A 15134-nucleotide genomic window follows, 5' to 3' on the forward strand; every position below is an offset into this window, starting at 1 on the left:
GAGGGCAGCCGTTCGGATGGATCGCCCAGGTCAAGACGTTATACCTGAACAGCGACGAGAGGACCTTACAATGGCAGACCGCAGTCTGCGCGGAGTCCGACTCGGCGCCCAGAGCCTACAAAGCGAAGAGGGCGTCGTGTTCCACGACCGCGCACAGCACATCTACACCTGCACGTCCTGTGGACGTGACACGACACTGACGTTCGCCGCCGACGCGGAGGTACCCCCGTCCTGGGAGTGCCGCACCTGCGGAGCCGAGGCTCTGCTGCGCATCGGCGACAACACCGCCACCGTCGACCACAGCGAAGACAAGGCTCCTCGCACCCACTGGGACATGCTGCTCGAGCGGCGCACGCTTCCCGAGCTGGAGGAGCTGCTCGAAGAGCGTCTGGCTTACATCCGCGCCCGCCGCGGTGGTTCCGCCGGGGCGACCGAGAAGATTTCCGCCTGAGTTCACACTCACACCGACGCCGGTCCCCGCGGGGGCCGGCGTCGTCGTTTCAGCGCGAGTGGCCGGCGCGGCGGCCCCGCAGTAGGACGACCAGACCGACGGCGAGGAGCGCGAGCGCACTCCCCCACCCCACGATCGCCTGCACGGCGGAGCCGATCAGCACCGCGGGCGTGAGTCCCTCCCGCAGCGGCACGTCCGTGAGCATCGTCCCCGCCTCGCCGGCCGGCAGCGCGTCGACGACGGCACCGTCGGGCGCGATGACCTGGCTCGTCCCGACGGTGGAGATGTTGACCACGGCGCGCCCGGTCTCGATCGCACGCATGCGGGCGAAAGCGAGCTGCTGAAGGTTCTCGTCGGTGTCGCGGAAGTCGGCGTTGTTGGTCTGGAACACGTAGAGCTCCGCACCGCCGCGGGCCCCCTCCCAGAGGACATCGTCGTAGATGACGTCGAAGCAGATGGCCAAGCCGATGCCGATGCCCCCGAGGTCGACGAGCGGCGGGTTGGTGCCGGGCGTGTACTCGCGGCCGATCAGTCCGACGAGGTCCGGAACGAGCGCTTCGAAGAACCATCGGTCGGGGACGTATTCGCCGAACGGCACGGGATGCGTCTTGTCGTGCACCGCGGCGGGGCCCTCGCCGGCGGTCCAGAGGATCGACGTATTGAAGATGTCCTTGCCCCGTGCGGTGGCGGCGTTCACGAGCAGGGGCGCGTCGACGCGCGCGGCCAGGGCGTCCAGCATCCGCGCGGTTCCCTGATCGGACAGCGGGTCGGCGTCGACGCTTCCCTCCGGCCACACGAGCAGGTCGAGGTTCTCGTCCAGCAGCGGCGAGGTGGCTCCCAGCTGCGCGTTGAGGACGTCGCCCGGGGCGCGCGGGTCGAAGTAGCCGCTGGGCCCGTTGCCCTGGACGCTCCCCACGCGCAGGGATCCGGTGCCCGTGGTCGGGAAGGCAGGAACGGCGAGCAGAACGACGGCGAGGATGGCCACGGGGATGACGGTACGGAGGTCGCGGAATCGTGCGAGCCGCACCCACTCGAGCACCGCGGCGGTGAAGGCCACCATGAGGAACGTCAGCCCGGTCACCCCGACCCACGACGCGAGAGAGGCGAGGGGGCTCTCGGACTGGCTCATTCCGATGCGCCCCCACGGGAACCCCGTGTACGGCCAGGAGCCCATCACGAGTTCCCGCATCGTCCAGAGGCCTCCGACGAGCACGGGGAGCACCACCAGGCGCCCCCACGTCGCCGGGAGGACCCGCGGCAGCCACCGGTACGCCAGCATGATCGGGATGGAGCCGACGGCCCAGAAGACGGTTTCGGCACCGGCGAGGCCGAACCACGGGACGATCCCCAGGTAACGGGTGGTCCACGAGACGTGGACGAACCAGAACGCCGCGCCGAAAACGGAGCCGACCAGCAGCGCGCCGCCGACGCTCCGTCCGATGAGGGAGGCGAGTGCGAACGCTACCCCGACGAAAGCCAGGGGCCACCAGCCGATATCGGGAAAGGCGGCATCCAGAACCAGCCCCCCGACGCCCGCGGTGAGCACCGCAGCCCACAGCGGAAGCAGGGGGCGGTGTCGGGGCACGAATCGACCTTAATCGGGGGATGCTGATCGCGCGCTGTGTCAGACGGTGGAGTAGGCGACGATGCCGCGCCGGACGCCCTCGAGTGCGCGACGCGCGACACCCGCGACCGGCGGGTCGGCGACGAGCGACAGCTGATCGAGCAGGTCGATCGTCTGCTTGGCCCAGCGCACGAAGTCGCCGGCGGCCATGTCGGCGTCCGCGAGGACGCGATCCAACGGCGCACCCCGCGTCCACTGGTGGATGGCGCTGGCCAAACCCGCGGCGATCGGTTCGGTGCCGGGCAGCCGGTGCGCCTGCTCGAGGTCGTCCAGCTCCTGCCAGAGGTTCTCCGTCGCCTCCAGCGCGGGGCGGAACGCCCCGCGAGGCAACCCGTGCTCGCCCGGCCCTGCGTCATCGCGGCGCGGCTCGTAGACGAGCGAACAGGCGATGGCCGCCAACGCCGGGGCGTCGAGGCCGGTCCACAGCCCGCGGCGCAGCGACTCCGCCACGAGGAGGTCGCGTTCGCCGTAGATGCGCCGCATCGTGCGACCGGTCGGGGTGAGACGTGTCGACCCGTCGTCCTCGACGACGACGTAGTGCAACTCGGTGAGCACATCCACCACGCGGTCGAAGATGCGCGCCACCGTGCCCGTGCGCGCCGAGATCTGCGCCCGGATCTTGTCCGTGGAGCGCTTGAGCTTCCAATACCGCTCCGCCCACCGGGCGTGGTTCTCCCGGTCGGGGCAGGAATGGGCCGGATGCCGCTGCATCCGCTTGCGCAGCGACGAGATCTCCCGCAGACGCTTCTCCCGCGTCGCGCGGGACGCGGTGGCGTCGCGCCGATTGAGTTTCTCCGCCTCGGAGAGGTCGCGCCGGATCGCGGAGTACTCGCGGAAGTCACCCCGGTCGCAGGTCATCGCCTGCGCGTATCCGGCGAGTGACTCCTCGGCCTCGCGCACCTGCCGGGCGAGACCCACGACCGCGCGGTCTGCCTGGAACTGCGCGAAGGAGGATTCGAGGATCTCCCGCGCCCGAGCGCGGCCGAACTGGTCGATGAGGTTCACGGCCATGTTGTACGTGGGGCGGAAGCTCGAGTTCAGCGGGTAGGTGCGCCGGGAGGCGAGGGCGGCCACGGCCTGTGGATCCAGACCCTCGGTCCACTGAATGACCGCGTGGCCCTCGACGTCGATGCCGCGGCGTCCGGCTCGCCCGGTGATCTGGGTGTACTCCCCCGACGTGATCGCGACGCGCGCTTCGCCGTTGAACTTCTCCAGTTTCTCCAGCACGACCGTGCGCGCGGGCATGTTGATGCCGAGGGCGAGGGTCTCCGTCGCGAAAACCGCCTTGACGAGTTTCCGCTGGAAGAGATACTCCACGACCTCTTTGAAGGCCGGGAGAAGCCCGGCGTGGTGGGCGGCGACACCCCTCTCCAGGTTGTCGCGCCACTCCCAGAAGCCCAAGACGGCGAGGTCTTCGTCGCGCAACGTGCGGGTACGCTCCTCGACGATCTCGCGGATCTCCCGGCGCTCCTCCGGTGTCGTCAGACGCAGGTTCGCGCGCCGCACCTGCTGCACGGCACCGTCGCAGCCGGCGCGGCTGAAGATGAAGAAGATCGCCGGCAGCAGGTTCGCCCGCCGCAGCAGCTCGACCACGTCCGGCCGATCCAAGCGCTCGATGCGCTGGACGTTCGCCGAGCGGACCGGACGCTGGCCGCCGCGCGGCGGTCGTCGGCCGTGGGGTGCGGTGCCGGCCTGCTGCGCCGACCGGTAGCTCTGCGCGCGCCGGTTGTTCTCGTACGACGCACCGGATCCCGACCGGATGCGCAGAAGCTCCTGGTTGACCTGGGCGGTGGCCACGCCCGCGCGGTCATCGAAGAGGGGAAGCAGGTCGCCGCGCACGAGCACATGCTGCTCGAGAGGGACGGGACGCACCTCCGACACGATCACCTGGGTATCGCCGCGGACGGTGTCCAGCCAGTCGCCGAACTCCTCGGCGTTGGAAACCGTCGCGGAGAGGGAGATGATCCGCACCGAAGCGGGAAGGTGGAGGATGACCTCCTCCCACACCGGGCCGCGGAACCGATCGGCGAGGTAGTGCACCTCATCCATCACCACGTATCGCAGCCCGCGGAGTGCCGACGAGTCGGCGTACAGCATGTTGCGCAGGACCTCGGTGGTCATCACGACGATGCGCGCCGAGGCGTTGATGTTCGTGTCGCCGGTGAGGAGACCGACATCGTCCGCCCCGTAGACCTCGACGAGCTCACGGAACTTCTGGTTCGAGAGGGCCTTCATGGGGGTGGTGTAGAACGCCTTCTCCCCCGGCTCGTTCATCGCCAGGTGGACGGCGAACTCCCCCACGATCGTCTTGCCCGCGCCCGTCGGTGCAGCGACCAGCACGCTACGGCCCTCTTCGAGCGCCTGGCAGGCCGCGATCTGGAAGTCGTCGAGCTCGAATTTCTGCGCCGCGGCGAACTCGGCGGTCAGCGGATGCTGCGCCCTCCGGGAGGCGCGCGCGAACCGCTCGGCCGGGCTCGGGTCGCTCACAGGGAGGCCTGGGACGAGAGGAAGGCAGCATCGCGCTTGCGACGGCGACGATCGAAGAGCATCGACACGCCGGCGGCGGCGAAGAACAGCACGACGAGGATGCCCGCGAGCAGCAGCATGCTGATGACATCCGCCGCCGGCGTGGCCAGCGCGGCGAACACGGTCGCCACCAGCACGGCGACGCGCCATCCCTTGATGATCGCCTTTCCGCTCATGACCCCCGCCAGGTTCAGCGCGACGAGGAAGACGGGGAGCACGAATGCCACACCGATGACGATGAGGAGCTTGAAGACGAAGTCGTAGTAGTACGAGGCGTCGTAGAACGAGACGCCCTCGTTGGGAACGAACGTGTTCATCAGCTCGACGATGTGCGGCATCACGTAGAGGCCCACGGCGCACCCCGAGAAGAACAGCGGGACGGCAGCGAGGATGAAGCCGACCGTGTAGCGGATCTCCTTGCGGGTCAGCCCGGGCATGATGAACGCCCAGATCTGCCACAGCCACACCGGCGCGGACAGGAGCAGACCGATGGCGAAGGACATCCGCAGTCGCAGGTCGAACGCACTGGTGACGGTCGTGAACATCAACTCGACGCGCGCTTCCTCGTTGTCGGTGGCGGCGATCTGACGGATCGGCTCCGTGATGAGGTGGATCACGGGGTCGGTGATGAAGAACGCCACCGTCATGCCGACGATCAACGCCGCGGCGGCGAACATCAGACGCTTGCGCAACTCCACGAGGTGCGCGCCCAGCGACATGCGGCGATCACCGCGTCGCGGCGACCGGGGCTGATCCCCCACCCTCGGCGGTTCCGTGGTGACCACGGCGGGTCAGGAGGGAGTGTTGGGCGTCCCGCCGGGCCGGTCCACCGAGACGTTCGATGGAGTGCGCACGTCGGGAACGGCGGGTGCCGACGCCGACTCCGCGGCGTCTTCCTTCTTCATCTCTTTGATCTCGCCACGGAACACACGGGCCGACTGGCCCACGCTCTTGGCCAGGGCCGGCAACTTCGCCGCGCCGAACAGGAGAAGGATGACAGCGAGGACGATCAGCAAGTGCCATCCGGTTAAGCCGGCCATGAGGTCTCCTCGAGTTCTACGGGAAGCCCCCAGTGTAACCCGCGCACCTGCACGGCGCCCGAGGCGCGACGACGTTAAGCCTCGGAGCGATACTGCGCCAGCCCGGCCTGGGCCCAGGATGCCGCCGCTGAGCGCGCCGCGGGCGGGTCGAGGATCTCCACCTCACCGCCGCGGCGGGCGGCGAGCCGCTTGAGGCTGTGCTCGTCGGCGACCTGGATGTGTGCGATCGTCGTCGTCCCCGTCGTCTCGGTCCGGGCGCGATCCAGGTAATCACCGATCAGCGGCGCGATGGCGGAGGGAAAGCGGATGCGCACGACGACGTCGTTCTCCCCCGGCTCGAACAGGTCGGGCACGGGCTCGGCGCCATGGGTGATCGGAATGTCGGTGAGGGTGAGGTCGCGCACCCGGTCGAGGTGGAAGGTCCGCACCGCTTCGCGCATGTGGCACCACCCCTGCAGATACCACGAGCCGTTGGCGATGTGCACCTTCACGGGGTCCACCGTTCGGGTGGTGGCCGCGGCATCCGGCGCCTTATAGGTGAACGACACCGCGACGCCGCGCCGAAGGGCATCGCCGACGACGTCCCGCACCCCATCGACGGGTCCTGGCGCGACGATGACGTCGGCCGGTGCCGACGACGCCCCGCGGGCGAGCTTCGCGAGCAGCCCGTTGATGAGTTCGCCCGTGCCCACGCCGGGAACGGTGCGTGCCAGCTGCAGGCCGGTGAGGAGCGCTGCCGCCTCGCGCGCGGTGAGTCGGGGCGACCGCTCGAGCCCGACGGAGTTGGTGATCGAGATGATGTCGCGCGCGTCCAGGAGATCCCAGTCGATGTCGAACAGGTCGTTCGGCAGCTGCCAGAACCCGCCGTCACCGGGCAGGCCGATGACCGTGAGCTTCTCCACCATGCCGCGCATCTGCTCGGGGGTCACCTCGAACTCATCGGCCGCCTCGACGATCGACACCTCGCCCTTGCCGATGAGATAGGGCACGAGCTGCAGCATGAGCGCGGCGCGGTCGGTGGCGAGCATCGGTTTACCCGTCGTCATGCGCCACCTCCGTGCAGCGCCAGGGTCGCTTCGAGGCGACGGATCACCTGCTGGCGCAGCTCCTCCGGTTCGACGACGCGCACCTCGGGGCCGTAGGAGGCGAGCTCGTCGGCGAAGACATGCACATCGACGTACGGCACGCGGATGCCCTGGTCAGCGGGCGTCGCTCGTCGAGAGAGCCTCAGCGCCGCTTCGGTGCCGGGGTGCACCTCCAGGAGCGCGGTCTGGGAGGCCGCGACCGCCTGCAGACCCGACAGCGCCCTCTCCCCCGCCCCGTCGCGCAATGCCGGATCGAATCGGTCCCGGGTCAGTTCGACCTCCCCGACGATGCGAGAAAGAAGGAAGGTGCGATCGGCGTCGATGTTGACGTCGTACCCGAACACATGCCAGCGCGCCTCGTACTCCACCAGCGCAAGAGGGCGGATGCGGCGCGCGCGCGGCGCCGAATCACCGGGGCGCAGGTAGGGGAAGTGAACGACGCGGCTCTGCTCGATCGCCGTCTGCAGCGCAGGGAAGGCGGGGTCACGCAGGCTGATCCGCGGGGCGTAGCCGATGATCGGCTCATCCACCGGAATGCCCAGCGCGCGGATCTTGCGGAGCCCGCTCCGCGCGTCGGTCGAAAGCGACTCCGACCCCCACACCCCGCCGGCGAGGTTCAGCAGCGCGACTTCGGCGGGCGTGAACGTGATGTCATCCGGCAGCGAGTACTCCGCGGTGGGGACGCGGTAACGCGCCTCACGGAGATCATCCGGGTCGGCGTAGTCCCCGATGGTCTCGATGGGAACGCCGAGCCCGCGAAGGCTCTCCTTGTCGCGCTCGAACATCTTCTCCAGCGCGTCCTTGGATGCGCCGGAGTCGACCTGCTCGCGATACCCCGCGACCGAGGACAGGATGGTGTCCTTCGTCAGTCCCTGCTCGGTGGCCATGAGCGCCACGACGAGGTTGACGAGACGCTCCTCAGGAGCGTTCTTCACCGGTCGGATAGGCACTGTGACATCCTACGTTCGCGCCCGTCGGTCGGCCGCGCCTGCGCCGTGGCGGTGTGGCGGGCTTCACCCGTCGATGCCGAGGAGGTCGATCACGTACACCAGCGACGACCCGCCCGGGATCGCGCCCTGCTGCTCGTCGCCCGTTCCTTCGCTCGGAGGCAGGACGATGAGCACCTGCGAGCCGACGTTCTGCCCCTCCAGCGCTGACACCACCGCCGCGGGAAGCGTCTCCGGCGACACCGCGGCAGGCGTGGCACCCCAGGTCGTGTCGAAGACCTCGCCGGTCTCCCAGACGACGCCCGTGTAGTGCACGCGGGCGGTGTCGTCGGCGGTGATCTCGGGGCCGTCACCCTGCTTGAGCACCTCCACGACCACGTCGCTCGGCGGGGTCGCGTCGGGGACGATGATGCCGGGACGCCCGTCGGGCGCGCGCACGACGGTCGGGAGACCGTGACCCTCGGTGAACCGGTCGGCTCCGTCGGCTTTGGGCAGGTACACCTTGCGGACGTCCACGACGGCGACGGCCGACTCGCCCTCATCGAGGCCGATGCTGTTGGCAGCGCCTTCGGCGAGGTCGTCGGGGGCCAGACCCACAACGACCCGCGAGCCCTCGGTCACGCAATCCAAGGCCGTCGCGAGGCCGGGGAAGCCCTGCAGCCACTCCGACACGGTGAAGACCCTCGTCAGGTCCCCGTTGTACGGGGTCGCGATGACCGATTCGCCGGTCTCGCCACTGTTCACGGTGATGTCGAGCACTACGAGCTGGTTCTCGTCGACGATCGCCGGGCCGTCGCCCCGCTCCAGCACCGTCGAGGCGGTCGAGTCGACGTGGAAAGGCGTGCGCACCTGCACCGTGGGTTCGCCGGTTTCCGACCCGGACACATCGACGAGGTCGAGGGCCTCCGCGTTACGGGTGGTGGGGTTGCACGTCGCATCCGACGGGGCCGAGCAGCCGACGAGACCGAAGGCGGCCAGCGCTGTCAGGGTGAGAAGAGCGGGGGTTCTGCGCACCGCAACAGTCTAAGGGGTGGGGTTCTCGCCACCCCGCTCGGCCGCCTGCCGCACTCCCTCGGCGGCCCGCTGCGCTTCGCGCACGCGTTTGCGGAGGTTCTTGTCCGTGATCTCACGATCCCCGACGGCACCGGGCGTCCAGACCTCCACGTCGTCATCGGCGTACGTGGGCTTCTTGAGCGCGCGACGCCGCACGTCTGGTGGCATCGCACCGGGCGCCAGGCGGCGCGCGGTGAGAAGGAAGCCGGTGTGCGCGACCATGCGGTGGTCGGGCCGTACGGCCAGGCCTTCGACGTGCCAGCCCCGCACCATGGTCTCGCTCGCCTCGGGTTCGGTGAACAGCCCGGTGCCGCGCAGGTACTCGGCGACGCGGCTGAGCTGCGTGGCCGTCGCGACATAGCAGAGCACGACGCCCCCGGGGATCAGGGCGTCGGCCACGACGTCGATGCACTCCCACGGCGCGAGCATGTCGAGGACCACGCGGTCGACGGATGCGGGGGCGACGGTGTCGGGGAGCGTCTCGACGAGGTCGCCGACGACCAGCTGCCACGTCGACGGCTGCGCGCCGAGAGCCGTCTCGACATTGGCGCGCGCCACCTCGGCGAAATCCTCACGGCGTTCGAAGGACACCAGGCGCCCCGCGGGGCCGATCGCGCGCAGGAGCCAGAGGGCCAGTGCGCCCGAGCCCACGCCGGCTTCCACGACGACGGCGCCCGGGAAGATGTCGGCCTGCGCCAGGATCTGCGCCGCATCCTTCGGGTACACGATCGCCGCACCGCGCGGCATCGACATCACGAAGTCGCGCAGGAGCGGCCGCAGCGCCAGGTAGTCGTGGCCGCCGCTGTTGGTGACGACGCTGCCGTCGGGTTGGCCGATCAGGGTCGCGTGCGGCAGCACCCCGTGGTGGGTGTGCAGCTCGCCGCCCTCGCGCAGGGTGATGGTGTGCAGCCGCCCCTTGGGTCCGGTCAGCTGGACGCGGTCACCGATGCGGAAGGGGCCACTCAGGTGCGGGATCTCGGTCATCGTCCTGCCTCCGGGTGCTGCGCCTGCACGGGCTGTCGCGCGTGCGCGGCGTGGAGCACGCGCAGATCCTCTGTGCTGCGTCCGTCCAGGGTGGGCCACAGCGCGTGCGCGCCCACACCGGTGAGCGAGAGCATCAGCGGCACCCCGAGGGTCACCGCGCCGCTGGCCAGCGCCGCGCGCGCGCCGTTCGGGGAGTCCTCGATGGCGAGGGTATCGGCCGGGTCGACCCCGAGCGCCGCGCACGCTTGCAGATATCCGTCGGGATGCGGTTTCGGGCGGGTGGCGTCGTCGCCGGCGATGATGACGTCGAACGCGTCGAAGTCCATGAGGTCGACCACGCTCTGCGCCATCCGGCTGACCGACATTGTCACGAGCGCCGCTTTCACCCCGTTCGCCTTCAGGTCGGCCAGCAGTTCACGCGCACCCGGACGGAACGGCACGCCCGTGGCCGTCAGGCGGGCCATGACGTCATCGGTGAGGTGATCGATGATGTCGGGCACGCTCATCGCGACGCCGGCGTCCTGGAAGATGCGGGCGGAGTCCTCGAGCCCGAGGCCCACGAGCTGTAGCGCTTGCTCGTGGGACCACGTCCCGCCGAACCGCTCCACGAGAAGGGTTTCGGCCGCCATCCAGTACGGCTCGGTGTCGACGAGCGTGCCGTCCATGTCCCACAGGACAGCGGCGAGCCGGGGCGAAGTCATCCGTCCATCGTAACCAGGAGGGCCGCGCCCCCGCCGCCGCCCCCGGCCCGGTCCCGGCCCGATGCGCCTATCCTGGAGTGATCGCAGCGACGGTCTGAGGAGGTTGCGTGGACGCACTGGGTCGCCGGGTTCTGGTCACCGCCTTCGACGGTTGGAACGACGCGGGCGAGGCTGCTTCGGCTGCGGTGTCGCTCCTGCGCGAGCAGGGCGCGTACGAGCCCGTGTTCTCGGTGGATCCGGAACTGTACTTCGACTACCAGTACACGCGTCCGCACATCGTCACCGACGGCGAGGGACATCGGTCGCTCCGCTGGCCCGAGGCCACGCTTTACAAGCCCTCCCACCCGAGCCGGAGCGGAACGCAGCTGTGGCTTCTCACCGGCGCCGAGCCGGCACGCGCGTGGCAGGCCTTCGCGAACGAGTTCGTCGATGTGGCGCTCCGCGAGGACATCACCGGGATCGTCGCGCTCGGCTCGATGATGTCGGACGTGCCGCACACGCGACCGATCTCCGTCTTCGCCGGCAGCGAGAACGAACGCCTCCGGGACGTGCTCGAGCTCGAGCGCAGCAGCTACGAGGGTCCGGTCGGGATCCTCAGCGTGCTGTCCAGCGTCGCGGATTCCGCGGGCATCCCCTCGGCCAGCCTGTGGGCGAGCGTGCCGCACTACGTCGCCGGCCACACGCCCTCTCCGAAGGCGACCCTGGCGCTCCTCGACCGGCTGGAAGATGTCACCGGCGCCGAGGTTCCCCGCGGAGACCTCGCGGGTGAGGCCGCCGCGTGGGAGGCGTCGATCGATGCCGCCGCAGCGGACGACGAGGAGATGACGGAGTACATCCGGCAGCTCGAGCGCACACGCGACACGTGGGACTCACCCGAGGCATCCGGCGACGCGATCGCGCAGGAGTTCGAGCGGTACCTCCGGCGCCGCACCGACGGCCCCGGCAAGCCGGGCCGCGACGAGCCTCCCCGCCGCTGAGACGGTGGGCGCGGCCGATCAGGTCGGCTGCAGCACGTTGGTGGCGAGCAGCACCATCAGCACCGCGCCCAGGACGAGGCGGTAGATCACGAACGGCAGGAAGCTGCGGCGCTTGATGTACTGCATCAGGAACGCGATCACAGCCAGGCCCACTCCGAAGGCGACCACGGTCGCCAACCCCGTCTCGGCGAGGTTGTACGGGCCGCCCGGCTCCTCGAAGGCCTGGAGAAGCTCGTAGAAGCCGCTGCCGAACACCGCCGGAACGGCGAGGAGGAAGGCATATTCCGCGGCGGCGGGACGGGTGTAGCCCAGGGCGAGGCCGAGCGTCGTCGTCGCCCCGGACCGCGACACCCCCGGAACGAGCGCGAGCGCCTGCGCGAATCCGAACGCCACGCCGTGCGGGTAGGTGAGGTCCGTCAGCTCCCGCCGGCGCTTGCCCCAGTGGTCGGCGGCACCCAGCAGCAGGCCGAAGACGATGAGGACGGTCGCGACCAGCCAGAGGTTGCGGAACGTGTCGCGGATGACGTCCTGGAAAAGGAACCCGAGCACGCCGATCGGGATGGTTCCGAGGATGATCAGCCACCCCATCCGCGCGTCCGGGTCATTGCGCGGCACCCGGCCGGCCAGGGACTGCGCCCACCGCGAGATGATCCGCACGATGGTTCCCCAGAAGTAGACGAGCACCGCTAATTCGGTGCCGATCTGCGTGATCGCGGTGAAGGTCGCACCGGGGTCGGTCGCCGACGGCAAGAACTCCCCGACGATGCGGAGGTGCGCGCTCGAGGAGATCGGCAGGAACTCGGTCAACCCCTGGACGAGCCCCAGGATGATGGCTTCCAAGACGTGCATGCGCGCCTTTCAGTAGGTCCGGAGAAGATCGGTGAGCACGCCCTGCCCGAATTCGAGCGCGTCGATGGGGACGCGCTCGTCGACGCCGTGGAACATCCCGGTGAAGTCGAGGTCGGCGGGCAGCCGCAGAGGGGCGAACCCGTATCCGGCGATGCCGAGGCTCGACAGCGCCTTGTTGTCGGTGCCCGCTCCCAGCAGATACGGCAGGACCGGTACGCCCGGATCCGCACGATCGAGAGCGCCGACCATGGCATCCACGAGTCCGCCGGAGAAGGGCACCTCCAGGCCGATGTCGCGGTGGACGATCTGGACCTCCACATCGGGTCCGACGATCTCCGCGATCTGCGCGAGGACCGCGTCCTCCGTACCGGGAAGGGTCCGCACATCCACCAGCGCCTCCGCGCGATCGGGGATGACGTTGTGCTTGTACCCCGCCGTCACGCCGGTGGGGTTGGCCGTCGTCCGCAGGGTCGAGCGGAGGAACGCCGCGGCGGCTCCTGTGCGGTCGGCGAGGGCGTCAGGATCATCGGTGCCGGCGCCGGTGAGTTCGGAGAGGGCGTCGAGGAACTGGGTCGTGGTGTCGGTGAGCCGCACAGGCCAGTCCGTGCGGCCGAGGGCGGCCACCGCCTCGGCCAGTCGCGTGATGGCGTTGTCGGGATGGACGCGGCTGCCGTGGCCGGCACGGCCGCGGGCGACGAGCTTGATCCACACCAGGGCCTTCTCCCCCACCTGCAGCAGGTAGGCCCGGCGGTCGCCGACCGGGATCGAGTAGCCGCCGACCTCGCTGATGGCCTCCGTCGCCCCCGCGAACCACTCCGGGCGATCGCGCACGACCAGCGCCGAGCCTTCGATGCCGCCGTTCTCCTCGTCGGCGAAGAACGCGAGCACGAGGTCGCGTTCGGGCATTCCACCGCTGCGCAGGATGTCAGCGACGGAGGTGAGGATCATGGCATCCATGTTCTTCATGTCCACGGCGCCACGGCCCCAGAGGAGCCCGTCGCGGATCTCGCCCGCGAACGGGTCGACGCTCCAGTCCTCCGCGATCGCCGGGACGACGTCGAGGTGTCCGTGGAGCACCAGTGCGGGCTTGCTCGGGTCGCGCCCGGGAACCCGGGCCATGACGTTGGTGCGCCGCGGGATCGGCTCGTAGTACTCCGGCGTCAGCCCGAGCGACTCCAGGTACGCGCCGACGTACTCGGCGGCTTCCCGTTCGCCTTCCGAACGTCCGCCGCCGTAGTTGGAGGTGTCGAATCGGATGAGGTCGGCCGCGATCCGGGCGACTTCAGGCAGGTCGGACGAGCTGGAGGCCATGCCGCCTACGCTACCGGTCACGCGGAACCCGCCCGTTTCGCACCACCCTCCGCGGGACGCCGCGGCGATTATCGGAGCGGTGCGGCGACGTGCTAATCTCGATCTTCGGTTGCGTAAGCGACTCACCCATGCGCGGGTGGCGGAATAGGTAGACGCGCTAGCTTGAGGTGCTAGTGCCCGTATAGGGCGTGGGGGTTCAAGTCCCCCCTCGCGCACAGAAATGAAAAGGGTCCCGAAAGGGGCCCTTTTCGTTTCTCCGGGTGAGCGTGACGCGCAACCTCTCCCCGGTCTCGCCCCCTCACCTGTGAACCGCAGCGCTCATGGGACATCTCCGCAATCCATGGCCGATGAGGAGCGCTTCGCGTGCGCCGTCGACGTCAGCGGACGAGGATTGATCTGCTCGGCAGAGCGATCAGCGACAACAGCGCCGTGAGCGCGGATGCGCCGACAACGATCCACGTGACCACCGAAGTGCCGGACGCGCCGACGATGACGCCTGCCACGAGCGTGCCGGCGCCGATTCCGAGAGTCATGGCGCTGACGACCCAGCCGTTCGCCTCGGTGAGAGCAGCGGGCGGGCTCAGTTGCGAGATGCGTTCGAAGGCCTGACCCAGCGTCGGAGGGAGCATCAGCCCCGAGATTCCCGCGGCGACGACGTAGGCCCAGGTCGGAAGCGCTGTGGCGGCGAGCGGGAGATACCCGGCAGCCAGAAGGATGCCGCACAGGGTGAGCAGGCGCTCTGGCGTGGAGCCGAGTGGCCGGATGCCGACCACAGTTGCGCCGATCAAAGCGCCCACGGCGTTCACCGCGAGAACCCACCCCGCCAGTCCTGCGTCGGCTCGGGCCGCCTCGGAGGCGGTCGCAACGATGGTGAGCGCGCCGACGGGAACGCCGATGCCGAACGTGAATGCGGCGAGCCGCGCCACGGCGGGCATGAGAATGGGCGACCGGACGCCGCGGTGCGCGGCGACGTCGCCGCGCCGCTTGATCGAGGCAGCTCTCGGGGCGGGGTTGACGATGAAGGCGAGCGCACCGATCAGGCCGAGCCCGCCGGCGAACAGCAGGTTGCCGATCGGGCCGAGCACGGCGATACCGGCGACGGTCAGCAGGGGGCCGATGATGAAGATGATCTCCTGCGCGCCGGCGTCCAGGCTGAAGGCCGCTTTCAGCTGGGGGCCGGGACTCACCAGCCGCGGCCACAATGCACGAAGCGCCGGCTCGAGCGGCGGCGTGAAGATTCCCGCGGCTGCCGCAAGCGCAACCGCAGCACCCGGCGCCGGGTCGAGCGTCAACGCCATACCGGTGAACGCCAGAAAGCTCAGGACGCCGCTGACGGCGAGAACAGCGACCTGGCCGAGCCGATCGATCAGCCTGCCGAGGAGCGGCTGCCCCACGGCGCCCGCTACGACGTAGACGGCCGTGATCAGCCCGGCAAAGGCGAAATCCCCGCTCGTGGAACGGACGAGCTGCACGATCGCGAGAGCCGCCATCGCGCCAGGGAGCCGACCGAGGAGGGAGGTGAACAGCAGATACCCGGTGTGCCGGGTCCGGAGCACGGAAACCACCGGGTAGGACGAGCTTGTCAT

At 69.7% G+C, this 15134-nt stretch carries 14 protein-coding genes and 1 tRNA gene; 3 read left to right on the forward strand and 12 right to left on the reverse strand.

Annotated elements, in window-relative coordinates:
- Nucleotides 1-70: 70 nt before the first annotated feature.
- A complete protein-coding gene (locus tag AC4FS1_RS04565; protein WP_491153054.1) occupies nt 71-451 on the forward strand; it encodes an RNA polymerase-binding protein RbpA in 381 nt (126 codons plus the stop codon).
- 49 nt (nt 452-500) lie between these two features.
- Here AC4FS1_RS04565 and lnt read toward each other — a convergent pair whose 3' ends face one another.
- The 9 genes from lnt to AC4FS1_RS04610 form a co-directional block, all read right to left on the reverse strand.
- Entirely contained in the window at nt 501-2036 is a 1536-nt protein-coding gene (lnt, locus tag AC4FS1_RS04570) for an apolipoprotein N-acyltransferase (RefSeq protein WP_491153056.1), read from the reverse strand.
- Nucleotides 2037-2075: 39 nt separating this feature from the next.
- The gene (locus tag AC4FS1_RS04575; RefSeq protein WP_491153058.1) at nt 2076-4562 is read right to left on the reverse strand and encodes a DEAD/DEAH box helicase; all 2487 of its coding nucleotides are present in this window, start codon (nt 4560-4562) and stop codon (nt 2076-2078) included.
- Nucleotides 4559-5320, reverse strand: coding sequence for a twin-arginine translocase subunit TatC (gene tatC / locus AC4FS1_RS04580; RefSeq protein ID WP_491153060.1), 762 nt, complete (start codon nt 5318-5320; stop codon nt 4559-4561). Before tatC ends, AC4FS1_RS04575 begins: the two co-directional genes overlap by 4 nt.
- Before the next feature lie 72 nt (nt 5321-5392).
- On the reverse strand, nt 5393-5641 hold the full coding sequence (gene tatA, locus AC4FS1_RS04585) for a Sec-independent protein translocase subunit TatA (protein ID WP_491153062.1): 249 nt from the start codon (nt 5639-5641) through the stop codon (nt 5393-5395).
- Between the two features lie 74 nt (nt 5642-5715).
- The gene (locus AC4FS1_RS04590; RefSeq protein WP_491153064.1) at nt 5716-6687 is read right to left on the reverse strand and encodes a helix-turn-helix transcriptional regulator; all 972 of its coding nucleotides are present in this window, start codon (nt 6685-6687) and stop codon (nt 5716-5718) included.
- Nucleotides 6684-7613, reverse strand: a complete 930-nt coding sequence (locus AC4FS1_RS04595) for a helix-turn-helix transcriptional regulator (protein ID WP_491155639.1) — start codon at nt 7611-7613, stop codon at nt 6684-6686. Before AC4FS1_RS04595 ends, AC4FS1_RS04590 begins: the two co-directional genes overlap by 4 nt.
- Before the next feature lie 126 nt (nt 7614-7739).
- The gene (locus AC4FS1_RS04600; protein WP_491153066.1) at nt 7740-8687 is read right to left on the reverse strand and encodes an FKBP-type peptidyl-prolyl cis-trans isomerase; all 948 of its coding nucleotides are present in this window, start codon (nt 8685-8687) and stop codon (nt 7740-7742) included.
- A 9-nt stretch (nt 8688-8696) separates the two neighbouring features.
- Entirely contained in the window at nt 8697-9710 is a 1014-nt protein-coding gene (locus tag AC4FS1_RS04605) for a tRNA (adenine-N1)-methyltransferase (protein ID WP_491153068.1), read from the reverse strand.
- Entirely contained in the window at nt 9707-10411 is a 705-nt protein-coding gene (locus tag AC4FS1_RS04610; RefSeq protein WP_491153070.1) for an HAD family hydrolase, read from the reverse strand. The genes AC4FS1_RS04605 and AC4FS1_RS04610 overlap by 4 nt, the downstream gene beginning before the upstream one ends.
- Nucleotides 10412-10518: 107 nt before the next feature.
- On the opposite strand from AC4FS1_RS04610, the gene AC4FS1_RS04615 reads away from it, so the two are divergent.
- A complete protein-coding gene (locus AC4FS1_RS04615; protein ID WP_491153072.1) occupies nt 10519-11388 on the forward strand; it encodes a PAC2 family protein in 870 nt (289 codons plus the stop codon).
- A gap of 18 nt (nt 11389-11406) precedes the next feature.
- Here AC4FS1_RS04615 and AC4FS1_RS04620 read toward each other — a convergent pair whose 3' ends face one another.
- Complete coding sequence (locus AC4FS1_RS04620; RefSeq protein ID WP_491153074.1) at nt 11407-12237, reverse strand: undecaprenyl-diphosphate phosphatase; 831 nt, start codon at nt 12235-12237, stop codon at nt 11407-11409.
- Nucleotides 12238-12246: 9 nt separating this feature from the next.
- Nucleotides 12247-13548: a M20/M25/M40 family metallo-hydrolase gene (locus tag AC4FS1_RS04625; RefSeq protein WP_491153075.1), complete on the reverse strand. Its 1302-nt coding sequence runs from the start codon at nt 13546-13548 to the stop codon at nt 12247-12249.
- A gap of 130 nt (nt 13549-13678) precedes the next feature.
- On the opposite strand from AC4FS1_RS04625, the gene AC4FS1_RS04630 reads away from it, so the two are divergent.
- Nucleotides 13679-13763: transfer RNA gene (locus tag AC4FS1_RS04630), tRNA-Leu, on the forward strand.
- A 162-nt stretch (nt 13764-13925) separates the two neighbouring features.
- Here AC4FS1_RS04630 and AC4FS1_RS04635 read toward each other — a convergent pair.
- Nucleotides 13926-15134, reverse strand: a complete 1209-nt coding sequence (locus tag AC4FS1_RS04635) for an MFS transporter (RefSeq protein WP_491153077.1) — start codon at nt 15132-15134, stop codon at nt 13926-13928.

This window comes from Microbacterium sp. Z12_35, assembly GCF_058310475.1.

What these genes read in the sequence shown, in the direction of transcription:
- AC4FS1_RS04565 (WP_491153054.1), top strand. Translation starts at nt 71, where the DNA reads ATGGCAGACCGCAGTCTGCGCGGAGTCCGACTCGGCGCCCAGAGCCTA.
- tatC (WP_491153060.1), bottom strand. Translation starts at nt 5,320, where the DNA reads ATGTCGCTGGGCGCGCACCTCGTGGAGTTGCGCAAGCGTCTGATGTTC.
- tatA (WP_491153062.1), bottom strand. Translation starts at nt 5,641, where the DNA reads ATGGCCGGCTTAACCGGATGGCACTTGCTGATCGTCCTCGCTGTCATC.
- AC4FS1_RS04590 (WP_491153064.1), bottom strand. Translation starts at nt 6,687, where the DNA reads ATGACGACGGGTAAACCGATGCTCGCCACCGACCGCGCCGCGCTCATG.
- AC4FS1_RS04595 (WP_491155639.1), bottom strand. Translation starts at nt 7,613, where the DNA reads ATGGCCACCGAGCAGGGACTGACGAAGGACACCATCCTGTCCTCGGTC.
- AC4FS1_RS04605 (WP_491153068.1), bottom strand. Translation starts at nt 9,710, where the DNA reads ATGACCGAGATCCCGCACCTGAGTGGCCCCTTCCGCATCGGTGACCGC.
- AC4FS1_RS04610 (WP_491153070.1), bottom strand. Translation starts at nt 10,411, where the DNA reads ATGACTTCGCCCCGGCTCGCCGCTGTCCTGTGGGACATGGACGGCACG.
- AC4FS1_RS04620 (WP_491153074.1), bottom strand. Translation starts at nt 12,237, where the DNA reads ATGCACGTCTTGGAAGCCATCATCCTGGGGCTCGTCCAGGGGTTGACC.
- AC4FS1_RS04625 (WP_491153075.1), bottom strand. Translation starts at nt 13,548, where the DNA reads ATGGCCTCCAGCTCGTCCGACCTGCCTGAAGTCGCCCGGATCGCGGCC.
- AC4FS1_RS04635 (WP_491153077.1), bottom strand. Translation starts at nt 15,134, where the DNA reads ATGACAAGCTCGTCCTACCCGGTGGTTTCCGTGCTCCGGACCCGGCAC.